This is a genomic window from uncultured Bradyrhizobium sp. (assembly GCF_964252615.1).
Classification (GTDB): domain Bacteria; phylum Pseudomonadota; class Alphaproteobacteria; order Rhizobiales; family Xanthobacteraceae; genus Bradyrhizobium.
In genome coordinates, this window is sequence record NZ_CAXUNQ010000020.1 from 11,057 (window position 1) to 36,033 (window position 24,977).

At 63.3% G+C, this 24,977-nt stretch carries 25 protein-coding genes and 1 tRNA gene; 14 read left to right on the forward strand and 12 right to left on the reverse strand.

The window, feature by feature from the left end; translation table 11 throughout:
- Nucleotides 1–377 precede the first annotated feature (377 nt).
- Nucleotides 378–545, forward strand: coding sequence for a hypothetical protein (locus ACFE72_RS12590; RefSeq protein WP_375413431.1), 168 nt, complete (start codon nucleotides 378–380; stop codon nucleotides 543–545).
- A 15-nt stretch (nucleotides 546–560) separates the two neighbouring features.
- On the opposite strand, the gene ACFE72_RS12595 is transcribed toward ACFE72_RS12590, so the two are convergent.
- Nucleotides 561–1,091 (reverse strand): gamma carbonic anhydrase family protein, encoded by a 531-nt coding sequence (locus tag ACFE72_RS12595; protein ID WP_375413432.1) that lies wholly within the window; start codon nucleotides 1,089–1,091, stop codon nucleotides 561–563.
- 41 nt (nucleotides 1,092–1,132) lie between these two features.
- Nucleotides 1,133–1,462 carry a DUF6949 family protein gene (locus ACFE72_RS12600; RefSeq protein ID WP_375413433.1) on the reverse strand — a complete coding sequence of 110 codons (330 nt, stop codon included), beginning with the start codon at nucleotides 1,460–1,462 and terminating at the stop codon, nucleotides 1,133–1,135.
- Between the two features lie 195 nt (nucleotides 1,463–1,657).
- On the opposite strand from ACFE72_RS12600, the gene ACFE72_RS12605 reads away from it, so the two are divergent.
- Nucleotides 1,658–2,374 (forward strand): hypothetical protein, encoded by a 717-nt coding sequence (locus tag ACFE72_RS12605; protein ID WP_375413434.1) that lies wholly within the window; start codon nucleotides 1,658–1,660, stop codon nucleotides 2,372–2,374.
- Nucleotides 2,375–2,447: 73 nt separating this feature from the next.
- On the opposite strand, the gene ACFE72_RS12610 is transcribed toward ACFE72_RS12605, so the two are convergent.
- The 5 genes from ACFE72_RS12610 to ACFE72_RS12630 form a co-directional block, all read right to left on the reverse strand.
- On the reverse strand, nucleotides 2,448–3,233 hold the full coding sequence (locus ACFE72_RS12610; protein WP_375413435.1) for a class I SAM-dependent methyltransferase: 786 nt from the start codon (nucleotides 3,231–3,233) through the stop codon (nucleotides 2,448–2,450).
- A 15-nt stretch (nucleotides 3,234–3,248) separates the two neighbouring features.
- Nucleotides 3,249–3,467 carry a DUF3126 family protein gene (locus tag ACFE72_RS12615; RefSeq protein WP_375413436.1) on the reverse strand — a complete coding sequence of 73 codons (219 nt, stop codon included), beginning with the start codon at nucleotides 3,465–3,467 and terminating at the stop codon, nucleotides 3,249–3,251.
- 101 nt (nucleotides 3,468–3,568) lie between these two features.
- Complete coding sequence (cysE, locus tag ACFE72_RS12620; protein WP_375413437.1) at nucleotides 3,569–4,396, reverse strand: serine O-acetyltransferase; 828 nt, start codon at nucleotides 4,394–4,396, stop codon at nucleotides 3,569–3,571.
- 130 nt (nucleotides 4,397–4,526) lie between these two features.
- Entirely contained in the window at nucleotides 4,527–5,279 is a 753-nt protein-coding gene (locus ACFE72_RS12625) for an alpha/beta fold hydrolase (RefSeq protein WP_375413438.1), read from the reverse strand.
- 54 nt (nucleotides 5,280–5,333) lie between these two features.
- Complete coding sequence (locus tag ACFE72_RS12630) at nucleotides 5,334–6,470, reverse strand: hypothetical protein (RefSeq protein ID WP_375413439.1); 1,137 nt, start codon at nucleotides 6,468–6,470, stop codon at nucleotides 5,334–5,336.
- Between the two features lie 213 nt (nucleotides 6,471–6,683).
- Between ACFE72_RS12630 and ACFE72_RS12635 the strand changes: the two genes are divergently transcribed.
- Nucleotides 6,684–6,929, forward strand: coding sequence for a zinc-finger domain-containing protein (locus tag ACFE72_RS12635; protein ID WP_375413440.1), 246 nt, complete (start codon nucleotides 6,684–6,686; stop codon nucleotides 6,927–6,929).
- Between the two features lie 7 nt (nucleotides 6,930–6,936).
- Nucleotides 6,937–8,130 (forward strand): FAD-dependent monooxygenase, encoded by a 1,194-nt coding sequence (locus ACFE72_RS12640; protein WP_375413441.1) that lies wholly within the window; start codon nucleotides 6,937–6,939, stop codon nucleotides 8,128–8,130.
- 48 nt (nucleotides 8,131–8,178) lie between these two features.
- Here the strand turns inward: ACFE72_RS12640 and ACFE72_RS12645 are convergent, their stop codons facing one another.
- Nucleotides 8,179–8,634 (reverse strand): twin-arginine translocation pathway signal, encoded by a 456-nt coding sequence (locus ACFE72_RS12645; protein WP_375413442.1) that lies wholly within the window; start codon nucleotides 8,632–8,634, stop codon nucleotides 8,179–8,181.
- 219 nt (nucleotides 8,635–8,853) lie between these two features.
- Between ACFE72_RS12645 and hemB the strand changes: the two genes are divergently transcribed.
- Nucleotides 8,854–9,867, forward strand: coding sequence for a porphobilinogen synthase (hemB, locus tag ACFE72_RS12650; protein ID WP_375413443.1), 1,014 nt, complete (start codon nucleotides 8,854–8,856; stop codon nucleotides 9,865–9,867).
- A 1-nt stretch (nucleotide 9,868) separates the two neighbouring features.
- Nucleotides 9,869–10,606, forward strand: coding sequence for an SDR family NAD(P)-dependent oxidoreductase (locus ACFE72_RS12655; protein ID WP_375413444.1), 738 nt, complete (start codon nucleotides 9,869–9,871; stop codon nucleotides 10,604–10,606).
- Between the two features lie 66 nt (nucleotides 10,607–10,672).
- Here ACFE72_RS12655 and ACFE72_RS12660 read toward each other — a convergent pair.
- Nucleotides 10,673–10,759 (reverse strand) — tRNA-Leu (locus ACFE72_RS12660).
- A 335-nt stretch (nucleotides 10,760–11,094) separates the two neighbouring features.
- Nucleotides 11,095–12,702 carry an ABC transporter substrate-binding protein gene (locus ACFE72_RS12665; RefSeq protein ID WP_375413445.1) on the reverse strand — a complete coding sequence of 536 codons (1,608 nt, stop codon included), beginning with the start codon at nucleotides 12,700–12,702 and terminating at the stop codon, nucleotides 11,095–11,097.
- Nucleotides 12,703–12,911: 209 nt separating this feature from the next.
- Here ACFE72_RS12665 and ACFE72_RS12670 point away from each other — a divergent pair, with 209 nt between their 5' ends.
- From ACFE72_RS12670 to ACFE72_RS12705, 8 genes are all read left to right on the forward strand, one after another.
- Complete coding sequence (locus ACFE72_RS12670; RefSeq protein WP_375413446.1) at nucleotides 12,912–14,042, forward strand: M20/M25/M40 family metallo-hydrolase; 1,131 nt, start codon at nucleotides 12,912–12,914, stop codon at nucleotides 14,040–14,042.
- Nucleotides 14,043–14,265: 223 nt separating this feature from the next.
- Nucleotides 14,266–15,207: an ABC transporter permease gene (locus ACFE72_RS12675; protein WP_375413447.1), complete on the forward strand. Its 942-nt coding sequence runs from the start codon at nucleotides 14,266–14,268 to the stop codon at nucleotides 15,205–15,207.
- Between the two features lie 12 nt (nucleotides 15,208–15,219).
- Nucleotides 15,220–16,110: an ABC transporter permease gene (locus tag ACFE72_RS12680; protein ID WP_375413448.1), complete on the forward strand. Its 891-nt coding sequence runs from the start codon at nucleotides 15,220–15,222 to the stop codon at nucleotides 16,108–16,110.
- Nucleotides 16,111–16,228: 118 nt separating this feature from the next.
- Nucleotides 16,229–17,905 (forward strand): ABC transporter ATP-binding protein, encoded by a 1,677-nt coding sequence (locus ACFE72_RS12685; RefSeq protein WP_375413449.1) that lies wholly within the window; start codon nucleotides 16,229–16,231, stop codon nucleotides 17,903–17,905.
- A 90-nt stretch (nucleotides 17,906–17,995) separates the two neighbouring features.
- Entirely contained in the window at nucleotides 17,996–19,531 is a 1,536-nt protein-coding gene (locus ACFE72_RS12690; protein WP_375413450.1) for a M81 family metallopeptidase, read from the forward strand.
- A gap of 5 nt (nucleotides 19,532–19,536) precedes the next feature.
- Nucleotides 19,537–20,709 carry a M20 aminoacylase family protein gene (locus tag ACFE72_RS12695; RefSeq protein ID WP_375413451.1) on the forward strand — a complete coding sequence of 391 codons (1,173 nt, stop codon included), beginning with the start codon at nucleotides 19,537–19,539 and terminating at the stop codon, nucleotides 20,707–20,709.
- A complete protein-coding gene (locus ACFE72_RS12700) occupies nucleotides 20,702–22,123 on the forward strand; it encodes an amidase (RefSeq protein ID WP_375413452.1) in 1,422 nt (473 codons plus the stop codon). Before ACFE72_RS12695 ends, ACFE72_RS12700 begins: the two co-directional genes overlap by 8 nt.
- A gap of 118 nt (nucleotides 22,124–22,241) precedes the next feature.
- On the forward strand, nucleotides 22,242–23,132 hold the full coding sequence (locus ACFE72_RS12705; RefSeq protein ID WP_375413453.1) for a crotonase/enoyl-CoA hydratase family protein: 891 nt from the start codon (nucleotides 22,242–22,244) through the stop codon (nucleotides 23,130–23,132).
- A gap of 128 nt (nucleotides 23,133–23,260) precedes the next feature.
- Here ACFE72_RS12705 and ACFE72_RS12710 read toward each other — a convergent pair whose 3' ends face one another.
- The gene (locus tag ACFE72_RS12710; RefSeq protein ID WP_375413454.1) at nucleotides 23,261–24,238 is read right to left on the reverse strand and encodes an NADPH:quinone oxidoreductase family protein; all 978 of its coding nucleotides are present in this window, start codon (nucleotides 24,236–24,238) and stop codon (nucleotides 23,261–23,263) included.
- Nucleotides 24,239–24,871: a 2-hydroxychromene-2-carboxylate isomerase gene (locus ACFE72_RS12715; RefSeq protein WP_375413455.1), complete on the reverse strand. Its 633-nt coding sequence runs from the start codon at nucleotides 24,869–24,871 to the stop codon at nucleotides 24,239–24,241.
- Between the last annotated feature and the right edge of the window lie 106 nt (nucleotides 24,872–24,977).

Here is a 24,977-nt window from a genome sequence, read left to right on the forward strand (position 1 = left end):
GTGACGCGGATGGTCAAGGTTGAAGTTCCGAAGGCCGTGACCGTCACGGCCGCCAATAGTGCCAGAACTGTTTTCCGCAACATGACCATCCTCCGTACAAGGTGTCGCACCCAAGGATTATGACTCGTTTCGCGAGTGTTTGTTGCACTTCAGCGTAAATTGATGACGCGTCGGCCGATAAATTTTTTCTGATTTCCGCTTCGCCTCGACGGAATATTCCGCCCTGGCGGCTGCTGGCGGCGTTCATCTTTGCGGCAAGATCGCGCACTGGACGGGTCTGGAGCGGAACAAACCCGGCGCGCTGCAATTGAATGTCAGACTTGGTAATGGCGCGGCATCGAGATTGAAATCGCATCCCGCCGATCGAGGAACCAACCATGACAGCCGACCCCGATCCGTTTGAAGAAGGCCAGCGCGCGGCGCGCGACAACATTCCGGCCGAAGCCAATCCTTATCAGGACGGGACCGACGAGCATGGGCTTTGGAGCGCGGGACATGAAAGAGTGGCCAGCGAGGCCGAGGCGAACGAAGCCGAAGGGAACTAGCAGGTCGTCTTCGGTTCAGCCGATCTTTTTCAGGCCTGTTTCGAAACGCGGGCCGTTGGCTACGTAAAATTTCGCGGCGCTACCCATCGCCGCCACCTGCGCTGGCTCCAGGGCGCGTATTACGCGTGCCGGCGCCCCCAAGATCAGCGAATGGTCGGCAAACTGTTTTCCCTCGGTGATCACCGAACCGGCACCGACGATACTGTTGCGGCCGATCCGCGCGCCATTCATCACAATCGACCCCATCCCGATCAGCGCGCCGTCCTCGATGGTGCAGCCGTGCAGAATGACGTTATGGCCGATGGTGCAATTTTTTCCGATGGTCAGCGGGAAGCCCAGGTCAGTGTGACAGGTTGAATTGTCCTGCACGTTGGCGTTTTCGCCGATCTCGATCCACTCGTTGTCACCCCGCAGTACCGCGCCAAACCAGACGCTCGCCGAACTCTTCAGGCGCACCTTGCCGATCACCGTCGCGGTTTCGGCGATGAAATAATTTCCGTCGGCGGGAAGTTCGGGGCCCTGCCCGTCGAGTTCGTAAATGGCCATGTCAATGTCCTTATTTCAAAGACACTGATAGTTGATAGCTCTCAGGCCAGCAATCCCGCCGCCCGCAATGTCATCACCACAAAGGTTCCGGACATCAGGCTCCAGAACCCGGACAGCACCGTGGCCATCATCACGAATTCAAAACGGCGGCGCTCGAGCCGCGCCCGGCGCAATGTATTGCGCATGATGATGAAGGGCGCCGCGAACACCAGGAACGGCACCGCCGCAAACGTGGTCGGCGCGACCCCTTCATGCAACAGGCCGAAACCGGCAGGACGCTGCAGAAAGGCCTGATATCCGCTGGCAAGTGCGCCGGCCAGGGCAAAGCCGATGCATAACGACAACAGCGAATTCAAAGAATCGGGCGACATCGGGGGTCTCACACAGTACGCCGGCAACCCGCGGACCTTGGCAAAATGCGGCGCGCTCCGCCACAACATCCTTAAGAGGAGGTTAACGCCGTTGGAACCGGCCGGCCCATCGGCGTGAAATCATTCGGAAGTGTCCCGGTGCGTGGCATATTCGGGACTGATTCGGCCGATGCCTTTCAGGAATTCCCCGCCGCCATGACCCTGCTTTCGTCAGTTCAAACCAATACGCGGCGCTGGCGCCGGCGGCATCGGGGCCATCTGGTGCCGGTCATGCTGGGAGGCACGATCGCCGCCGTCGCAGGCATGGCACTAGTAGCCTATCTGCTGTGGCCGACCTGGGAGGCGGGCAAGTCCGGCGACGCGATGCGCTTGCCGGTCAGCGTCGGGGCAACGCTGTTCAATGTGCCGACCCAGGCCTTCCGCAGGAAGGTTCAGCGCCATTCCGGACCGCAGGAGCGGGTCGATCTTTCCTTTGTCTATCCGTCGCTGGACGCGCCGGCTGCAGCCAAACATACCAGCGCCGAGGCGGCGGAAGATGTCGTGCCGCCGATCGACCGGATCTTCCTGTCGATCTCGGCGCATCACGACGAGCTGGCGCCCGACATCCGCGTTCGCACCATCTATCCGCGTTATCTCGAGAACGTCCTCCCGCAGGGAGGAGACGGCCTGATCCAACGCGCCTTCCGCGACGGCTCGCCCTACGGCAACGAAGATCTTTTCCTTGCCAACACACCGGCCATGGTCGCGCGCTGCACGCGCGACGCCGCCACGCCCGGCATGTGCCTCAGCGAACGCCGCATCGACGGCGCAGACCTGACGTTCCGTTTTCCGAGAAGCTGGCTTTCGCAATGGAGGGACGTCGCGGGCGCGATGGACAAATTGACGGCGCAGTTGCGCGGACCGCGGGTGTAGATCGCAGTCGCTTCGACAAGCGATCGCAACGTTTTCGGCGTCCCACCATCCGCCTGACGAAAACAGCGCCGCTTCAGTCCGACGGATATCTATTGGCTGCGTTTATCCAATCTTGCGCGCGATCGGTTTTTGCTATCGTGAGAACGTCATGGTGCTCCGCCCAGCCTCGCTCCGTGTAACCCAGAATCCGGGTACCCGGAATGGCGCAAGCCATATCGAGTATCGTCCCTGCGCGGCTGAAAGAAATCCCGTAATCCTGGGAAGGATAGGCTTCATAGCCGTAACCCGTGCTTTCGCACTGCTGTTCAATCCTCATCCATGCGTCCGCGCCGATCATCGGATAGTGCCGGAGGTGCACGTCACGGGCAAACGATCCGTGAAAGCTTGCCAGCAGCACACCGTCTTTGCCCAGGTGCTCGCATAAATAGCGCAGCCAGCGTTCCGCTCGATCTCGATTCACGTGAGTAAATAACGACCCGATCCAAATCAGATCAAACGGTCCCCCGAGCGTGACGCTGGTCAAGTCCGGCGCTGACAGTATTGGGCGCCCGTAAAATTTGTCGGCGCAGAAGTTGACACCCGCCGGGTCGATATCGCAGACGGCCAGTTCCGCATTGGGAAACGCGGCGCGAAGGTGCCGCGCCACCCGGCCGTGTCCGCAAGGAAGGTCGAGAACAGACTTGACCGCGCTCAGCCTTGAAAGTGTGAGCGCCGAGAGAACGGCGTTGATAGCGCTCTCACCAACATAAAAATACCAGTCCTGGCCGCTGTTATACATTACGTCGTCGGACGCTACATCAGCAACCACTCGGCAGCTCTTATATTGCTGATAATATCGATCTGCTTCCGTAAAATTCATGGACTTCCCTACAGATCACCCCTGATCGACCAGATCCTCCTCCAGAATCGCCATCTGGAACTGAAATGAGCGGTCTTCGTCCTCGTCATCGACGAACAGCACGCCGATGAATTCCTCGCCGATATAGACCTCGGCTGAATCGTCCTTCTTCGGCCGCGGCACTACGCGAATCTTCTGGTTGCCGAACAGGCGCTTGAGATAGGCATCGAGTTTTCTGACTTCCTGAACGTCCACGGGAGTCTCCAATACTACAGAGGTTCGCTGAAGCTTTAATGCGAATTGACGCGCGCGGCTAGACGTTTGAACCACCGCGCGCCTGGTTAATGAGCCTGAAATCAAAGCCCGATGGCGCTGATCATCTGGTCCATGGTTCGCGACGGCTCGGCGCAGCCGGCTTCGCCGACGATCTTCGCGGGAACCCCAGCCACGGTGACATTATGCGGTACCGGCTTCACCACCACCGAGCCCGCCGCGATCCGCGCGCAGTGGCCGACCTCGATATTGCCGAGAACCTTCGCTCCCGCGCCGATCATCACGCCGCTGCGGATTTTAGGATGGCGGTCCTCGTTCTCCTTGCCGGTGCCGCCGAGCGTGACGCCATGCAGAATCGAAACGTCGTCATCGATTACCGCAGTCTCGCCGACGACAAGCCCGGTGGCGTGGTCGAGGAAAATGCCGCGGCCGATCCTGGCGTTGGGATTGATGTCGGTCTGGAACACCGCCGATGAGCGGCTCTGCAGATAATAGGCGAAATCCTTGCGGCCTCTTCTGTGCAGCCAGTGCGCGAGGCGATGGGTTTGGATGGCGTGGAAACCCTTGAAGTAGAGTAAGGGATCGATGAAGCGCGAGGTCGCGGGATCGCGATCGAACACCGCCACAAGGTCGGCGCGGAAAGCATTGCCAAGGTCGGGCTCGTCGCGCAAGGCCTCGTCATAGGTCTGTCGGATCAGATCGCCGGACAGCGCCGAATGATCGAGCCGCGCGGCGATGCGGTGGACCACCGAATCCTCCAGGCGATCGTGATGCAGCACGGTTGAATAGATGAAAGACGCCAATTCCGGCTCGCGGCGGACGATATCTTCCGCTTCGGTGCGGATGCGATTCCAGATCGGATCGAGCGCCGTCAGCTTCGCGTTCTGCGGATTGATCTGATGAATGGCCATGATGCTGCTCTCACACGTTGGGTGTCTCATCCCCGCATTGTAGCACGACAGGCGGGCGGCTGTCCTGCCGTGCATCTGGTTAAGAATTGGTCGGGATTGCGGGCAAATCAAGCCATTCTGTGCAGCCAAATCACGGGCGACGGGACAAGAATTCAAGCACCCCCGCCTTGTAGACCTTGTCGCCCACCGCCCGCATATGATCGCGGTTCGGAATGTTGAGCACCTGCGAGCCGGGAATGATTTTGCCGAGCGCATCGGCCGAGCCCGCGATTTCGTCGGTCGTTCCAACCGCGATCAGCACTGGAACGGTGATTTCAGATGCTTCCTTCTCGGTCATCAGCCGCCGCGACCCGCGCAGGCAGGCGGCCAGCGCCCGGCGGTCGGAGCGGGTCTGGTCGGCGAAAGCACGGAACGTTCGTCCCACCGGGTCGGTGACGTCATCCAGCGACGGCGCTTCCAGCGCTTCGGCGACAGTCCTGCCGGGGCCGCCGCCTTCGACCAGGCCGATACCGATACCGCCCAAGATCGCCGAGCGCAGACGCTCGGGCTGATAACGCGCGACATAAGCCGTAATCCGACCGCCCATCGAATAGCCCATCATGTCCGCGCGCGCGGTCTTCAGGTGATCCATCAGCGCGAGCGTGTCGGCGGCCATGATCTCGATGCTGTATTGCTCAAGATCATAAAGCTTACCGGAGTGACCATGGCCGCGAAGGTCGAGGGCGATGACGCGGCGGCCGTTCTTTTTTAATTCCGACACCCAGGCCGGATACACCCAGTTCACGCCCTTGCTCGACGCAAAGCCGTGCACCAAAACGATCGGATCGCCCTCGCCTTCATCGAGATAGGCAATTTCAACAGCGCCGTGATGAAAGCTCGGCATCGACAGATCCGTGTTTGGGAGAACAATAAGCGACCCCGGGAGAGCCGACGTACTTTATCCGCGCGCGACGGCGACGGCCAGAGCAGGCTGGATTGAAGGCGCCGCTTGCCTGCGCGCGCGCTTCGCCTTCCTGCGCGACAGCCATGCCACGGTCAGGCGTTCGGCAGTCGCCTTGATCGACGACAGAAATCCGACCAGCGCCAGCAGCGCCCAAAATACCCACAGCGTCAGATCGAACGCGCCGGCGGCCAGCAGCAAGGCGCCGCGGCCCAGCATTTTCATGATCGCGCGGGTCTGACCGCCCTTGGACTCGGCAAGCCTGGCTGCGCGCGCGACGTCCTTCGGGCCTTCGGCGATTCGCAACGTATCGAGCGCGCCTTTGGTGCCGGCCTTCTCGCCGACGCGGCCGACGTCCTTGGCGAGCCGCACCAGTCCACCGGCTTTCTCGGTGCGGAAGGCGGCCTTGATCGCGTCGATGGTTTGGCCCGGCCGGGTTACCGAGGCGGTCGCGACCGCATTCTGCAGCATTGGTGCATCGACGATCTCACGGGCGGAGCGGCCGGCCCACCGCGTCAAGCCCTCGCCCAGCCGCCCGGCTTTGCGCGCATCCTTCACCAGCGTCAGGCCCGCACGAACCGGCACCGCGCCGCCAAAGGAAACATAAGTCGCCGCCGTTATCGCAAGTCCGGCCGTGGCAAGACCCAATATCAGGTGGTCGGTATCTTCGCCCATGGCAAGGTGCTTGCCCTCGCGCACGACGTCGCGGATATCGCCGAACACGAAAAGATCGCCGGCAACCGTACCTGACAGACTCCCGACATCGTCGGCGCTGCCGGTGACGAGACCGGCGGCGAAGCGCTTGACAAAATGCGACGTGGAATTTTCCTCTGCAACCGCTTCCGCCACCCGCCGGACCATATCTTCGGGAAGCGGAATGTTCTTTGCGACGGCGAGTTCGACAAAGCTGTTCGCCAGATCGGCATCGTTGGCCGCCAGCGCCGCCTCGACGTTTTGCGCAACCGAATCAGGCTTATTTTGCAGAGCAGAACTGAGCTGGATATCGGACAATTCCGCCGGGTCGTCCTGCGCGGCAAGGATGGCGCCGGCGTCGCGGGCATGCGGCCATAGGAGCGCGCACGCCACCGCGCACCCCGCCAAGCCTGTCAATGCCGCCCCGATCCGCACCCACATGCCGAAAATCCGGATATTTTAGCTTTCCTTGAGATGGGGTGCCGTTTTTAAGACACAACGGCCCCGACGAAAGAAGGGCTTCTCCCAGACGACAAGATTGTGTCGAATTTGTATGGGCAAACGGCGCCTGCTGGGAAACATGTTCGGGCGGCCAGTATGATAGCGTCCTGACGGCGCTAATCTGGGTGTCCATTGCGAGCAGGGGTGAACAAGATGGCCGATCACGTCGTTCCGCACTTCCACAATGACGTCGGTGTTACGGTCATTGAGATCGGCTCGCACGAGTTCATGTGCGTGGGCGCCAATCCGCCATTCGATCACCCCCACGTTTTCCTCGACCTCGGCAACGACAGCGAGATCATCTGCCCCTATTGCTCCACGCTATATCGCTACGCGGCCGATCTTGGCGCGGGCGAAGCCCGGCCGCCGGAATGCGTGCTGAAGGACAAGGTCGCATAATCTGGACGTGACTGCCTCTCGCACCGTCGTCGTCGCTGGTGCCGGGATCGGGGGGCTGACGGCAGCGCTTGCGCTCGCCGCAAAGGGATTTCGCGTCGTCATTCTCGAAAAGGCCGAGCGGCTCGAGGAAGCCGGCGCCGGCCTGCAACTATCACCCAATGCCAGCCACATCCTGATCGAACTCGGGCTTCAGGATCGGCTCGGTTCGCGCGCGGTCACCCCGGAGGCCATCGGCATCATGAGCGCGCGGAGCGGGGGCGAAATCGCGCGCCTGCCGCTCGGCGATGCCGCCTGCCGCGCCGGCGCTCCCTACTGGGTGGTGCATCGCGCCGACCTGCAATCGGCGCTGCAGGCCCGCGTCAACGACAATCCCGATATCGAACTGCGACTGGGCTGCCAGTTCGAAGACGTCGCAACCGATGCCGACGGCCTGACCGTCGTCCAACGCAGCGGGATGACGCGCCAGCAGGAACAGGCATTGGCGCTGATCGGCGCCGACGGCGTGTGGTCCGCGGTGCGGCATCGGATGTTTCCGCGAACGCAGCCGCAATTTTCCGGGCTGATCGCCTGGCGCGGCACCGTCGAGGCCACGCAGTTGCCGCGCGAATATGCGTCAAAGCGCGTCCAGCTCTGGATGGGATCGAACGCGCATCTGGTGGCTTATCCGATCTCCAGCGGACGTCAGATCAACGTCGTCGCGATCCTGCCGGGGCGCTGGAGCAGGCCGGGCTGGAGCGCGTGCGGCGAGACGATGGAGATCAAGAGCCAGTTTACGCCACAGCAGTGGCCGGCGCCGGCGCGCATGACGATCGGCGCCGTCGATGGCTGGCGGAAATGGGCGCTGTTCACCGTTCCCGCCGGCAGCGCATGGAGCAGCGGCGCCGTGACGCTGCTGGGCGATGCCGCACACGCCATGCTCCCATTTGCCGCGCAAGGCGCTGGAATGGCGATCGAGGATGCCGCGGTGCTGGCGAAATGCCTGGAAGGCATCGAGAATGCGGCGGCAATTGCATCGGCCCTGCAACGCTACGCCGGCCTGCGCCGCGCGCGGGTGGCGCGGGTGGCGCGCGCCGCGCGGCAAAACGGCAAGATTTATCACCTGAGCGGCGCGGCAGCGCTGGCGCGCGATCTTTTCATCCAGACGATCGGCGCCCGGCGCATGCTGGCGCGTCAGGACTGGATTTACAACTGGCGGGCATAACCGCGACCCGATCGCCCTGCGCAAACCTGGCTTGCGGCTTAATCGGCGCTAATGGACGGCGCTTCCCGATCTGGTCGAACCCCGGCCCTTCCCCTGTGCCGAAGGCGCTGGAGCGAGTACCGGCGTCGGCGCGGCGGGCAAAGTGGCGACGCATTTGTTACGTTGCCACATCTCATCGGCAAGCTTGGACGACGCGCGCGCCGAGATGTAGTCGTTGCGGTATGCCAGTTCGCCGATGACGGAGCCGCCCACCCCCGTATCGGCCTTCGCGATCAGCCCTTGCAGTTCCGCGGTGCGCACGGCTAGCGTCTTGCGCTCCGCTTCCAGCTGCTTGCAATCGAACGTCTCGTATTTCGCAGGGTCGACGAACGCAGCCGACGCAAAACTGTCTCCGACATCGGCACAGCCGCTAAGACCCCCGCTAAGACCCGCGCCAAGCACGAGCAGCATTACCGCCGCGCTTACGCGCGACGTCAGCTTCGGGTCATGACAGCGGTCGATCATAGAACTCTTCTAGCCAGGCAATATTGACGTTGCGTAAAGCACCGGCCGGTGGCCGGATTGAGGCCGAGCAAGGAACCCGCGGACACCTGCCTGGCATTCTTCCTTGAAAAGAACCTCCGTAGAACCTACAATGAAAAAAGCCTGAAAACAGCCCATTAATGCGACCCTACCCGATGCCGCACGGGTCGATCATGCCAACGCTTTCATGAGGAAATGCAGATGTTGATGAAGGCAGGGATGCCCGGCAGCGTAGCGGAATCGTCGGGCAGCTTTCCCCATGTGCGGCTGCGCCGGCTGCGCAGTTCGCCGCAAATTCGCAACCTGCTGCAGGAGACCACGGTTGGCATCAACGACCTGATCTATCCGATTTTTGTGGAAGAGGACGTCGACGATTTCGGTTCGATCGAAAGCATGCCCGGCGTCAGCCGCATTCCGGAAAAAATGCTGGCACGGGAAATCGAGAAATTTTACCGCGCCGGAATCCGCGCCGTCATGCTGTTCGGAATTTCGCATCATAAGGACGAGCTTGGCTCCGAAACCTGGAATCCGGACGGCTTGCTGGCGCGGATGATCCGCAGCGCCAAGCAGGCGGTCCCCGAAATGGTGATCATCTCGGACACCTGCTTTTGCGAATACACCGAGCATGGCCACTGCGGCGTGATCGTCGGTGATCATGTTCATAACGACCAGACGCTGCAGAATATCGGCCGGCAGGCCGTCAATGCGGCTGCGGCGGGTGCGGACATGATAGCCCCGTCCGCCATGATGGACGGCCAGGTCGCCGCCATCCGGCAGGCCCTTGACGATGCGGCGTTCGTCGACACGCCGATCATGGCCTATTCCAGCAAGTTCGCCTCCTGCTTCTACGGGCCATTTCGCGATGCCGCCGGCTGCGATCTGAAAGGCGACCGCAAGGCCTACCAGATGAACCCGTTCAACGCCCGCGAGGCGCTGCGGGAATCGCTGTTCGACGAAGCCGAAGGGGCCGATACCTTGATGGTCAAGCCCGCGCTGGCCTATCTCGACATCATCGCACAGGTCAGGGCCGCCTCGCTGCTGCCGCTGGCCGCCTATCAGGTCAGCGGCGAATACGCGATGATCAAATTCGCGGCGCAGGCCGGCGCGCTCGACGAGAAGCGCGCGGTGCGCGAGACGCTGGGCGCGATCAAACGGGCGGGCGCCGACCTGATTCTGTCCTATTTCGCGTTTGATATCGCCCGGGAAGGTTTTTGAGATGCTAGGGCGCCGCAGAACCCTGCTTCTTACCGGCGCCAGCCGCGGCATCGGCCACGCGGCGGTGAAGAAATTCAGCGCCGAAGGGTGGCGCGTGCTCACCGTATCGCGGCATCCGTTCGACGAGCGCTGCCCATGGGAAGGCGGCGCGGAAAATCACGTGCAGCTCGATCTGCAGGACATCAGTTCGGTCGAGGACATCGCCACCATCCTCAAGGACAAGACCGAGGGCTATCTGGACGCGCTGATCAACAATGCCGCGGTTTCGCCCAAGGCCGAGGACGGCAAGCGCATGGGCAGCCTGCAGACCAGCTACAAGACCTGGCTGTCGGTGTTCAACGTCAACTTTTTTTCGATCGCGCTGCTGGCGCAGGCGCTGCGCAGCGAACTGATCGCCGCGCGCGGCACGGTGATCAACATCACCTCCATCGCCGGCAGCCGCGTTCATCCCTTCGCAGGCTCCGCTTACGCCGCCTCCAAGGCCGCGCTGGTCGCGCTGACCCGCGAGCTTGCGCATGATTTCGGCAATTCCGGCGTGCGCGTCAACGCCGTGGCCCCGGGCGAGATCGAGACGTCGATCCTGTCGCCGGGCACGGATGCCATCGTGCAGCGCGAGATCCCGCTGAAGCGGCTGGGGCAGCCGCATGAGGTGGCGGACCTGCTGTTCTTTCTGTGCTCCGATCAGGCGGCCTATATCACCGGCTCGGAAATCCATATCAATGGCGGCCAGCACGTGTAGAGCTGCGCAGCGTCGTCAAGCCGGCCGGCGCAGGCACGCCTCCCATCGCACGCGTGCCGATGCCACTGGTGCGGGCGGTGGGACTCGAACCCACACGACGTTGCCATCGAGGGATTTTAAGTCCCTTGCGTCTACCAGTTCCGCCACGTCCGCTTTGGTTCGGGATGCTTACCGTGTTTCAAGGGGCGGTGGAAACCGGTTTATGGTTCCGGCCGATTGGGGAGTACGACCGCGTCGGGTCCGGACCGACCTGCATCAAAGGCGCCCCGGTTACCTTGCCCGGGCAGGCGGAACTTCCGCTCCTGACCGATGTTGTACTGCAGCAAAACGGAGCAGACGACATGGCCGATCAGCATAGCGATGACCGCGTGGAAACCGAGCCGACCGAGCTCAGGAGTCCCCGTTTATCCCCTCGGCCATCGCCACAAAGCGGGCCGCCGGTTTTTAACGACGGGCTTGAGTCGCCTCGAAGCGGTCACTGCTGACGTTCATTCCGACTTGTCGATGTTCCAGAACACCGGCGTCGCCGGACCGTCGAGCACGCCGGTGAGCGATTTCCGCCACGCGCTGGGCGCCATGTACTGCCCAAGCGGAATGTAGATCACCTGCTCGTAGACGCGCGCCTGCAGGTCGGCGGCGATTTTCTTTTGTTCGTCCGGCGAACTTGACCGCGCATAGGCGTCGCGCATCGCCTCCAGCTTGGCGTCCTCCGGCCAGCCGAACCAGCCGCCGTTCTTGCCTTTTCCACTGACCGGCAGGCTTGCAACCGGGTTGACCACGTCGGCAGCCGCCCAATTGGTGAAAAACATGTTCCAGCCACCCTCCTTCGGCGGTTTCTGGCTGGCGCGGCGGGTGACCACGGTCTGCCAGTCGGTGGCCTGTACGTCGACCTTGAAGCCGGCCTCGCGCAGCAATTGGGCAGCTACGATCGGTTGCGCCTTCAGCGTGATCACATCGCCGGGCGCCATGATCACCACCGGAGTGCCGTCATAGCCGGATTCGGCCAGCAGCTTCTTCGCCTCCGCCATACCGCTCTTTTTGAGCAACGATTCGGAGCCGACGTCGGTAGCAAGCGGGGTGTCGCACATGAAGATCGCGCCACACAGCTTGTAATATTGCGGGTTGCCGACCAGCGCATCGAGAACATCCTTCTGGTTCATCGCCATGAACGCGGCGCGGCGAACCTTGAGGTCATCGAATGGCGGGTACAGGAAATTCATCCGTCCCACGGTTTGGAAGCCAAGCTTGTCGAGGGCCTCCACCTTCAGGTCCTTGTTGCCCGCCAGCACCGGCAAGATGTCCCACGACGGATTCTCCATGAAATCGATATCGCCGGATTGCAGCGCGTTCACCGCGGTCTGCGCATCGGCCATGGTGATCCATTCGACGCGATCGACCTTGACGACCTTGCCGCCCGAAGCCCAGCTGGGCGGCTCCTTACGCGGCACGTAGTCCTTGTTCTTCTCATAGACCGCCTTGACGCCGGGCTGGAATTCGGCAGCGACGAATTTGAACGGACCGGAGCCGATCTGTTCGGCGATGGCCTTGTCGGCCGGCGTCTCCGCGATGCGCTTCGGCATCATGAACGGTACCACCGAGGACGGCTTGCCGATCGACTCCAGCACCAGGCCGTAGGGCTCCTTCAATTTGAGCGTGATGGTCCTGGGGTCTGATGCGTCGATGCTGGCGACAAAATTCATCAGCTTCTGTCCCATGCCGTCGCGCTTGCCCCAGCGCTGCAGCGAGGCGACGCAATCCTCCGCCGTGACCGGCGCGCCGTCATGCCACTTCAGGCCATCGCGCAGGGTGAAGGTATAGGTCAGCTTGTCGTCGGAAACGTTCCAGTCCGCCATCTGCGGCTGGATCCTGAAACTGGAATCCATGGCCAGCAAAGTGTCATAGACCATGTAGCCATGATCGCGGCTGATATAGGCGGTGGTAATGATCGGGTCGGTCACCCGCAAATCGGAATGCATCACCGCGGTGATGGTTTTGGTGCCGGCAGCCGGAGCGTGCGTTGCCAACATCGCGGCGAGCGCGATTCCCGGCAACATGGACGCAACCGTTGTACGCAGCCAATGCGGGGTGTGAAACATTGATCTCTCCTGAGCTGAAATTGGTCACCGCCGATGATTCATGATGCAGGCCGCGCCGATTTCGGCCACTTAACGTCATGGTTTTCTTGTCGATTTGAGACTTGCATCAAGCGTGCCATACGTCAATTGCGTTCGCCAGCGGCGGTCCGGCGCTGGCGCCGGCGGCGGGTTTCACCTACCAAAGGACGAGGTAATCACGAGAGACGCCCATGAACCCTGCCAATCTTCCGTTCGATTCCGAGGCTATGCTGCAAGGACTGCGCGCGTGGGTGGAATGCGAAAGCCCGACCTGGGATGCAGGTGCAGTGGGCCGCATGCTCGATCTGGCCGCGCGCGAGATGGCGATCATGGGTGCGACCATCGAGCACATTGCCGGGCGGCAAGGTTTCGGCGGCTGCGTCCGTGCACGCTTCCCCCATCCCAGACAGGGCGAGCCGGGCATCCTGATCGCCGGCCATCTCGATACCGTGCATCCCGTCGGCACGCTGGAGAAGCTCACCTGGCGGCGCGACGGCAACAAATGCTTCGGCCCCGGCATCTTCGACATGAAGGGCGGCAATTACCTCGCCCTGGAAGCGATCCGGCAACTGGCGCGCGCCTCGTTCACGACGCCGCTGCCGATCACGGTACTGTTCACGCCTGACGAGGAAGTCGGCACGCCCTCGACCCGCGATATCATCGAAGCCGAAGCCGCACGCAGCAAGTATGTGCTGGTGCCGGAGCCTGGCCGGGCAAACAACGGCGTCGTCACCGGCCGCTATGCCATCGCGCGCTTCAACCTCGAAGCCATCGGCAAGCCGAGCCATGCCGGCGCCACGCTCTCCTCCGGCCGCTCCGCGATCCGCGAGATGGCGCGGCAGATCATCGTCATCGACGCCATGACCTCAGAGGATTGCACCTTCAGCGTCGGCATCGTGCACGGCGGGCGATGGGTCAATTGCGTCGCCACCACCTGCAGCGGCGAGGCGTTGAGCATGGCTAAGCGGCAGGCCGATCTCGACCGCGGCGTCGAGCGGATGCTGGCGCTGTCAGGAACATCAAATGACGTCACCTTCACGGTGACGCGCGGCGTGACGCGGCCGGTGTGGGAACCCGATGCCGGCACCATGGCGCTCTATGAAATGGCGCGCAGCGTCGCCAAAGAAATGGGCGTCGACCTCTCACACGGCAGTGCCGGCGGCGGCTCCGACGGCAATTTCACCGGCGCGATGGGAATCCCCACGCTGGACGGTCTCGGCGTGCGCGGCGATGGGGCTCACACCTTGAACGAACATATCGAAGTCGACAGCCTGGCCGAGCGCGGCCGGCTGATGGCGGGACTGCTGGCGACGCTGGAGTGAGGGGCGTCATGGCACGGGAATTGCTGAACTTGTGTTGGGGCAGCCATCTGAAGGTGAGTGCGATGTTGGATATTTGCACCATTCCCAGCGTCGTCCCCGCGAAGGCGGGGACCCATAACCCCCGACCTTCGTTGTTACAGAAGGTGTTTGCCACTACGCCCCATCGAAGCTCCAACATGTATGGGTCCCCGCCTTCACGGGGACGACGCCGTGGGTGCGGCAGATGCTAGGCTATCTCCTCCGCCGCATCCTGGCCGCCATTCCCGTCATGGGCGTGGTCGCGCTGTTCGTGTTTCTGCTGCTGCGGCTGACGCCGGGCGATCCGGCCGCCATTCTAGCCGGCGACAACGCCTCGCCGGAACAGCTGGAGCGCATCCGCACCTCGCTCGGCCTCAACGAACCGCTCTATACCCAGTTCTTCACCTGGATCGGCAAGCTGCTGCATGGCGATCTCGGCGTATCGCTGATCTCGAACGTGCCGGTGTTGAAGATGATCAGCCAGCGGGTCGAGCCGTCGATCTCAATCGCCGTCTCGACCATCATCCTCGCGATCGTCGTCGCGGTACCGCTCGGCGTCATCGCGGCGTGGAAACACGGCACCTGGATCGACCGCTTTGTGATGGGCCTGTCGGTGGTCGGCTTCTCGGTGCCGGTGTTCGTGATCGGCTATGTGCTGATCCAGGTCTTCGCCATCGATTTGCGCTGGCTTCCGGTGCAAGGCTTCCGAAGCATCTCGGCGGGTTTCGGGCCGTTCCTCGAGCGCATCATTCTGCCGACCTGCGCGCTGGCCTTTATCTACGTCGCGCTGATCGCGCGCATGACGCGTGCGGCGATGCTCGACGTACTCGGCGAGGATTACGTCCGCACCGCGCGCGCCAAGGGTATCGGTGAGAGCGGCGTGCTGCTGCGCCACGCGCTGCGCAACGCCGCGGTGCCGGTCATCACTGTGATCGGCACCGGTTTTGCGCTGCTGATCTCCGGGGTGGTGGTCACCGAAAGCGTGTTCAACCTGCCCGGCATCGGACGCCTCACCGTCGATGCCGTGCTCGCGCGCGACTATCCGGTGATCCAGGCGATGATCTTGTTGACCTCGGGCATTTATATCGCCGTCAATCTGCTGATCGATGTCGCCTACACCCTGCTCGACCCCAGAATCCGCTATTAAGGTCAGATACCGATGGCGATCGAAACCCTCCCCGAGCCCTCGATTCCGATCACCACGCCATTCCGCCCGGGGCTCGGGTTTCTGACGTCAACGCCGATTATCGCCGCCGCCACGACCTGCCTTGCGCTGGTGGTGGCATCCGCCATCTTTGCTCCGTGGATTGCGCCACACGATCCGCTGCTGCTGGCGCCGGCGCAGCGGCTAAAACCCGCAAGCGCACAATTTTTGCTCGGCACCGACGGCTATGGCCGTGACGTGCTGTCGCGTATTCTCTACGGCGGGCGCGTCTCGATGCTGATCGGACTTGGCGCGGCGGTCGTCAGCATCACCATTGGGCTTGCGATCGGCCTTGTCTCCGGCTTTTTTAAATGGATTGATGCGATCATGATGCGGGTGATGGACGGGCTGATGGCAATCCCGGGCATCCTGCTTGCGATTGCCGTGGTGTCGCTGTCGGGCGCGAGCCTCGCCACGGTGCTCATCGCCATCACAATTCCGGAAATCCCGCGGGTGGCGCGGCTGGTGCGCTCGGTGGTGCTGTCGGCGCGCGAGGAGCCGTATGTGGAAGCCGCGATTTCCGTCGGCTCGTCCCTGCCGAAAATCATGTGGCGGCACTTGATGCCCAACACCGTCGCGCCGCTGATCGTGCAAGGCACCTATGTTTGCGCGTCCGCTGTTCTTACCGAGGCGATCCTGTCGTTCCTCGGCGCCGGCATCAGCCCGGAAACGCCGACCTGGGGCAACATCATGGCGGAAGGCCGCGCCTATTTTCAGATCAAGCCATCGCTGATCTTCTGGCCGGGGCTGCTGCTGTCGATCGCGATCCTTTCCGTCAACCTGATCGGCGACGCCGCCCGCGACGCGCTCGATCCACGCATGAAACAGCGCGAGGGCGCGAGGTGAGCGTGGAAGCAATTGATCCGTGCCCCGGACGTAATGCAGCACACCGTGCTGCTTCGCAGAGCCGCGGCGCAGTGCGGCATGAAGAATGCCGCGCTGCGCCCGGGACACGAGGCTTGCGATGACAAACATCGTTCTCGACATCGACAACCTTGTCGTCGGCCTCGGCAAAAATCCTCGCAGCGAGCGCATTCTCGACGGCATTTCGCTGCAGGTACGCGAACGCGAGACGCTATGTCTGGTCGGCGAAAGCGGCTCCGGCAAATCGGTCACGTCGCTGGCCGTCATGGGTCTGCTGCAAAAAGGTTCGCTGGTCCCCTCCGGCGGCAGCATCAAACTTGTCGGCGAGGAAATCCTCACCGCCGGCGGTCGCCGCTTGCGGCAGCTGCGCGCGACCACCATGGCGATGATCTTTCAGGAACCGATGACGGCGCTCAATCCGGTCGTGCCGGTGGGCAAGCAGATCGACGAGGTGCTGCGGGTCCATACCGATCTCGATGCGAGGGTGCGGCGCGCACGCATTCTGGCCATGATGGAGCAGGTCCGGCTGCCCGAAGTGGAGCGCATCTTCGCCGCCTACCCGCACCGCCTTTCAGGCGGCCAGCGCCAGCGTATCATGATCGCGATGGCGCTGGTGCTGGAACCGAAGCTCCTGATTGCGGACGAGCCGACCACTGCACTCGACGTCACTACCCAGAAGCAGATTCTGACGCTGATCCGCGATCTGCAGCGGGATCACGGCACCGCGGTGCTGTTCATCACGCACGACATGGGCGTGGTCGCCGAGATTGCCGACCGCGTCGCGGTGATGCGGCACGGCCGGCTGGTCGAAACCGGAACGCTCGAGACCATTCTGCGTGCGCCCGCCATGGAATACACCCGCAATCTCCTGTCGGCGGTGCCGAGCCTCATCCCCCGCGCGCCGCGCGACGAATCTTCCGGCCCGGTGGTGCTGGAAACCAATGATCTCGGCAAGGTCTACCGGGAGCGATCGTTCTTCGGCAGAACGCGCGAGGTCGCAGCCGCGCGGGACGTGACCCTGACCTTGCGCCGGGGGCGCACGCTCGGCATCGTCGGCGAAAGCGGATCTGGCAAGTCGACGGTGGCGCGCTGCATCGTGCGATTGATCGATCCGACCTCCGGCGGCATTCGCCTGGCCGGCCGGGAAATTTCCGACCTGCCGCGCCACCTGCTGCAGCCGCACCGCAAGCGCATCCAGATCATCTTCCAGGATCCGTATCGTTCGCTCAACCCCCGCATTACCGTCGGTGAAACCATCGCGGAGGGACCGGTCAATTACGGCATGCCGCACGCCGAAGCCTTGGCCAAGGCCGGCGAACTGCTCGAACTGGTCGACCTTCCCCCCGACGCCATATCGCGCTATCCGCACCAGTTCTCGGGCGGGCAGCGCCAGCGCATCGCCATTGCACGCGCACTGGCGCTCGATCCCGACGTGCTGGTGGCGGACGAGGCGGTGTCGGCACTGGATGTCTCGGTACAGGCGCAGGTGCTTGAATTATTGGACGACATCCAGAAGCGGCTCGGCATCGCGCTATTGTTCATCACCCACGACCTGCGGGTGGCGGCGCAAATCTGCGACGACGTTGCCGTGATGCAGCATGGCCGCATCGTCGAACAGGGACCGGCGGCACAAGTCCTCACAAATCCGCAAATTGCCTATACCCGCGCGCTGCTTGACGCGGCCCCCGGACGGGAATGGGATTTCGCCAATTTCCAGCCGGTCGAACATTCGCCGTCATGGCCGGGCTTGTCCCGGCCATCCACGTCTTCTGTCTAGAGCGAAAGGAAGACGTGTATGCCCGGCACAAGGCCGGGCATGACGGGCTGAGATGGTGTTATCCTGCGCAATGACCGGAGTTGCCGTTCCATGACCCGTATCGCCGTCGGCGGTTTCCTGCACGAGACCAACACCTTCGCGCCGACCAAGGCCACCTACGACGCTTTCCTGCAAGGCGGCGGCTGGCCGCCGATGCGGCTGGGCGCGAAGCTGCTGGAGCAGATGCGCGACATCAATGTCGGTATCGCCGGCTTCATCCCGGCCGCGGAAGCCGAGGGTTGGGAACTGGTGCCGACGATCTGGTGCGCCGCGAGCCCGTCCGCCCATGTGACCAAAGACGCATACGAGCGCGTCGCCAGCGCGATCGTCGACGGCGTCAGGGCGGCGGGTGCGATCGACGCGGTTTATCTCGATCTGCACGGCGCCATGGTGACCGAGCACCTCGACGACGGCGAAGGTGAACTCCTTGCGCGCGTGCGCCGGGTGATCGGTAAAGATCTGCCCCTGGTCGTCAGTCTCGACCTGCACGCCAACGTCACGCCGCAAATGATCGAGCATTCCGACGCGCTGATCACGTACCGTACCTATCCGCATGTCGACATGGCCGACACCGGCCGCGCCGCTGCAAAGCATCTGGCGCTGCTGCTGGGCTCCAAGCAAAAATTGGCAAAAGCGTTCCGGCAGATCCCGTTCTTGATTCCGATCAGTTGGCAGTGCACCAGGGATGAACCCTGCAAGAGCATCTATGCCAAACTTGCCGCGCTGGAGAGCGACGCGGTGCCGACGCTGTCGTTCGCCCCGGGTTTTCCAGCGGCCGATTTCTCCGGCTGCGGCGCCAGCGTATTCGCCTATGGCCGGACCCAGGCCGACGCCGATGCGGCCGCCGATAAGATCGCCGCGCTGATCGCCGGCCACGAAAGCGATTTTGACGGCCGCATCTTTACGCCCGATGAAGGCGTGCGCCATGCGATGGAATTGGCAAAGCACGCCAGCAAGCCGGTTGTCATCGCGGACACCCAGGATAATCCCGGCGCCGGCGGCGACTCCGACACCACCGGCATGCTGCGTGCGCTGGTTCGGAACGGCGCCACCAACGCCGCGATCGGCGTCATCGTCGACCCGGAGTCGGCGCAAGCGGCACACGCGGCCGGGCAAGGCGCTACGGTCAGGCTCGCACTCGGCGGCAAGTCCGGTATCCCGGGCGACACGGCGTTCGAGCATGATTTCATCGTTGAGCGATTGTCGGACGGAAAATTCCTCGCGCCGGGCCCCTACTTCGGCGGCAGCATGATGAACCTGGGTCCGTCCGCCTGCCTGCGCATCGGCGGCGTCAGGATCGTGATCGGCTCCCGCAAGGCGCAGCTTGCGGATCAGGCGATGTACCGCTTCGTCGGCATCGAACCGGCCGGGCAATCCATTCTCGTCAACAAGAGTTCGGTGCATTTCCGCGCCGATTTCGAGCCGATCGCGGAAAAGATCATCATCTGCGCGGCACCAGGCGCGATGCCGGCGGACACCTCGACGCTGCCGTGGACGCGGTTACGTCCCGGCGTCCGCATCAAGCCGAACGGAATTCCGTTCACGCCGGTGCCGCGATCACGTTCCACCTCTCCCGCCATCGGATAAAAACCATGCCCAACATCGACCGCATCGAAAGCTTCGCCGACGACCTCATTGCGATCCGGCGCGACCTGCACGCCCACCCCGAGATCGGCTTCGAGGAAGTGCGAACCTCCGGCATCGTCGCCGACAGACTGACGCAATGGGGCATCGAGGTGCATCGCGGCCTCGGCAGTACCGGCGTGGTCGGCGTGCTCAAGGGCAAAGGCTTGGGGGCCAAACGCATCGGGCTGCGCGCCGACATGGATGCGTTGCCGATGGAAGAGACCACCAACCTGAAATGGCGCTCCACTATTCCCGGCCGCTTTCACGGCTGCGGCCACGACGGCCACACCACCATGCTGCTCGGCGCCGCGCGTTATCTCGCCGAAACCCGAAACTTCGACGGCACCGTGCATTTCATCTTCCAGCCCGCAGAGGAAGGTCTTGGCGGCGCGCGCGCGATGATCAAGGACGGACTGTTCGAAAGGTTCCCCTGTGACGAAATCTACGGGCTGCACAACGCGCCGGATCTCAATCACGGCGAAGTCGCGATCCTTCCGGGTCCGGCCATGGCCGGCGCCGATTTCTTCGACATTGTCATAACCGGCTTCGGCGCGCACGGCGCGATGCCGGAAAACGCGCGGGATCCCGTCATAGCCGCCATGACGCTGGGACAGGCCTTGCAGAGCATCGTCAGCCGCAACGTCAGTCCGCTGAAGTCGGCGGTACTGTCGATCACGCAGATTCACGCGGGCTCGGCGTATAACGTGATTTCCGGCGAAGCAAGGCTGTGCGGTACGGTCCGCGCGTTCGACGACGGCGTGCGCGCGCTGATCCGCGAGCGTATGCGCGCGATCTGCGCGGGGCTGGCGACCGCCTTCCAGGTCGACATCCACGCAGATATTCGCGATACCTTCAGCGTTCTCGTCAACAGCGAGGAGCATTCGAAAGTCATTGCCGACGTTGCACGTACCGTTGTCGATCCAAAGAACGTCATCACCCGATCGACGCCGAAGATGGGCAGTGAGGATTTCGCCGACATGCTGCACGTGGTGCCTGGGGCCTATTTCTGGCTCGGCCAGGAGGGCTCCGTACCCGTGCACAATCCCGGCTACATTCTCGACGACAAGATCCTGCCCATCGGCGCCAGCGTGTTCGCGCGCATCATCGAAACCCGATTGCTGGCAGGCGCCCATGCATAAGCCCATTTCCGAAGAAACGGTGATGTCCCTGCACGACCTCAGCGCGGTCGACCTGATCGCGGGTTTTCGGGCCAAGCAATTCTCACCGGCCGAGGTGCTGGAGGACGTTCTCGCGCATGTCGCGATCTGGGAACCGCATCTGAAAGCGCTATACGCGTTCGATCCCGAAGGCGCACGCGCAGCCGCGAAGGCATCGACCGCGCGCTGGCAGAAAGGCGAGCCCGCCGGGGCGCTCGATGGTGTGCCGGCCACGATCAAGGAAAATATCGCCACCGCCGGCGTACCGGTGCCGCTCGGCGCGGCAACCACCCGGCTCGTTCCCGCGATCGCGGACGCGCCGCCGGCGGCTCGCCTGCGCGAGGCGGGCGCGGTGATCTTTTCCAAAACCACCATGCCCGATTACGGTATGCTGTCGTCCGGCCTCTCGAGCTTCCACCCCCTCACGCGCAATCCATGGGACTTGTCGAAAAATCCCGGCGGCTCCAGCGCGGGTGCAGGCGCTGCGGCCGCTGCCGGCTACGGCCCCCTGCATCTTGGTACCGATATCGGCGGCTCGGTTCGGTTGCCGGCATGCTGGTGCGGCCTTTTCGCGCTGAAACCGAGCCTGGGGCGGATTCCCGTCGATCCGCCCTATGTCGGCCGCGTTGCAGGTCCGATGACCCGCACGGTCGACGATGCGGCGCTGATGATGGGCGTGCTGTCGAAACCCGACCGCCGCGACGGCATGAGCCTGCCGCCCGATGATATCAACTGGAAAGCGCTCTCCGGCCCGCCGCGCAAGCTTCGCATCGGGCTAATGCTCGATCTCGATGTCGGACAACCGCTTGAGAAAGAAGTTCGCGATGTCGCCGTCGCCGCGGCGCGCGCGTTTGAAGCGGCCGGCGCCGATATCGCCGAAGTACCGGGCGTGCTGACGCGCGAGATGCTGGACGGCCTCGACGCGTTCTGGCGCGCGCGCGCATGGGACGATCTTGCAAAGCTCGCACCGGCAGAGCGCGCCAAGGCGTTGCCTTACATCTACACGTGGGCGGAACGCGCCGCCAAGCTGTCCGGCGTCGATGTGATCAGGGGTTTCAACGCCACGATGGCGATCCGCGCCGGCGCGGGGAAATTGTTCGCCGACATCGACTATGTGATCTCGCCGGTCTCGCCGGTCGTCAACTTCGCCGCCGAGCTAGCCTCCCCGATCAATGATCCCGAAAAACCGTTCGAGCATATCGCCTACACCGTGACCTGGAACATGTCCGAAAATCCTGCGGCCTCGATCAACGGCGGCTATAACGCCAGCGGTTTTCCGATCGGCGTGCAGATCGTCGGCCGCCGCTTCGACGATATCGGCGTGCTGCGGATAGCCAAGGCATTCGAGGCAATGCGCGGTCAGCAAAGGCCGTGGCCGGCAGCGCCGAAGAAATAACTTCTTTCGTCATTCCGGGATGCGCCCTCGGCGCAGGCCCGGAATCCATACACCGATGGTGATCATGGATTCCGCGTGCCCCGGAATGACGGCTTAACAGCAACTGGAGGAACACCCGATGGCCTATGAGACGATCAAGACCGACGTCGCCGAACAAATCCTCACCATCACGCTGAACCGGCCCGACAAGCTCAACGCCTTCAACGGCGCCATGCAAAAGGAGCTGATCGAGGCCTTCGATGCGGCCGACAAGGATGACGACGTCCGCGCCATCATCGTCACCGGCGCTGGCCGCGCGTTCTGCGCCGGGGCGGATCTGTCGGAGGGCGCTAAGACCTTCGATCGGGACGCGCGGCGCGGGCCGGTGAAACGGCTCGCCGACGGCGCCGTCGATTACAGCGATCCCAACGCGCGCGACGGCGGCGGGCAGGTGACGCTGCGCATCTTCAAATGCCTCAAACCCGTGATCGGAGCCATCAACGGCGCTGCGGTCGGCATCGGCGTCACCATGCAACTTGCGATGGACATCCGCATTGCGTCTGAGCATGCGCGGTTCGGATTTGTGTTCTCGCAGCGCGGCATCGTGCCCGAAGCAGCATCGAGCTGGTTTCTGCCGCGCATCGTGGGCATCAGCCAGGCGCTGGAGTGGTGCTACACCGGCCGCGTATTTCCGGCGCAGGAGGCGCTGGCCGGCCGCCTCATCAGCAAGGTGGTGCCGCCGGATGAATTGCTGCCGGCCGCCCGCGCACTGGCGCGCGAAATCGCCGACAAGACCGCGCCGGTATCGGTGGCGCTGATCCGCCAGATGATGTGGCGCATGCTGGGAGCCGACGACCCGATGGAAGCGCACAAGGTCGACAGCCGCGGCATCTACGCCCGCGGCCGCTCCGACGATGTCAAGGAAGGCGTGGTGTCGTTCCTGGAAAAGCGGCCGGCGGTGTTCAGGAATAAGGTCTCGGCGGACATGCCCGACTATTTCCCGTGGTGGGAAGAGCGGGAGTATAAATGACGATCCTTCCACAAATTCTGCGGTCATCCTGACGAGCCGCGCCTTTGCGCGGCGTCTCGAAGGGTGGCCACGATCTGCGGCCATCCTTCGAGACTCGCCCAAGAGGGGGAGCACCTCAGGATGACGACCTACCGCGCCATCAGCGCCACGCGGCCGATCGCCTTGCGGTCCATCAACAATCGCATCGCAGGTGCAAACTCCGCCAGCGGCAGCCGGTGCGAAATGTTCGGCCGTATCTTCCCCGCCTCTGCCCACTCGCTCAGCGCCTTGATCCGCGCGACGCCAAGCGCCGGATTTTTCCGCACCGCCTCGCCGGCTCTCACCCCAAGCACGCTGGCGCCCTTGATCAGCACCAGGTTGGTGCGCGCCAGGCCGATGCCGCCGGTGAAGCCGACGACGAGCAGTCGCGCAGCCCAGGCGATGCAGCGCAAGCTCTGCTCGAAAACCTCGCTGCCGACCGGATCGACCACCACGTCGGCGCCGCGGCCGTCGGTGATGCGTTTGACCGCATCGCGAAACGGCTCGCGCCCGTACAGCACCAGATGGTCGGCGCCGCGCGCTTGCGCCACCGCCAATTTCTCCTCAGACGACGCCGCCGCAATCACATTGGCGCCTAACAGCTTGCCGAGTTCAACCGCCGCCAGCCCCACGCCGCCGCCGGCGCCGTGCACCAGCAACACTTCGCCGCGCTGGATTTGTCCGCGATCGACCAACGCATGATAAGCGGTGCCGTGCGCGGCGAGAAAGACCGCTCCTTCGGCATAGTCGAACGTGCTCGGCAGCGGCGTCAATTGCGACGGCGTGACCACGGCCTCCTCGGAATAGCCGCCGTGCCGCAGCTTCACGATCACCCTGTCGCCAACGGCGACGCCGTTTGCCGCGCGGTCCACTTCGACGACGTCGCCCGCCGCCTCCATGCCCGGTATGAACGGCAGGTCCGGCTTGAGCTGATATTCCCCTGCCGCCATCAGAATGTCGGGAAAATTGATGCCCGCGGCATGAATGGCGACACGCGCCTGCCCCGGCGCCAGTGGTGCTGCCGCAAAACTTTCCAGCCGCAGTTTCTCCGGCGGACCGAGCTCACGGCAGAAGACGGCTCTCGGCATTTATGCGGCGCTCTCCGCGCCCTCGGCGCGCAACTTGCGGCGCTGCAGCGCTTCGCGGACAAGCGGCAAGCGGTCGTTGCCGAAATACATATCGGTCTTGTTCAGGAAGATCGTCGGCGATCCAAAGCCGCCGCGCGACATCACCTCGTCGGTATTGGCCTTGAGCTGGTCCTTGATCGCCTGCTCGGCAATGCCTGCGAAGAACATTGCGGGATTGATGCCGACGCGCTGACAAACTTCCGCCAGCACCGGATCTTGCGAGATGTCCTTGTCCTCGCCCCAGTAGATCTCGAATACCGCGCGGGCGAATGGCAGCATCGCGGCCGGCTGGCCGAGCCAGATGCAGCCGCGCATCGCCTTGACGCTGTTCACCGGAAACACCGTCGGTCGCATCTTGATGGCGAGCCCGGCCGAGCGCGCCCAATCCGCCACGTCTTTCTTCTGATAGGCCACCTTGGCCGGCACCGGGTGCTCGCGCGAGGCATAGACGCTTGGATTGATGCTGTTGAAAATGCCGCCGACCAGGATCGGTCGCCACGTGATGTCTTCACCGAACTCGCGTGCCAGCGGCTGGATATTGTGGAAAGCGAGGTAGGTCCAGGGGCTGGAGCAGTCGAAGAAAAATTCGATCATGGGTGTTTCCCTCACTGTGCGGATCAAATCATGGCCGCTCGTCATTCCGGGATGCGCCTCTTGGCGCAGGTCCGGAATCGATACGCCGGATGGTGGTCATGGATTC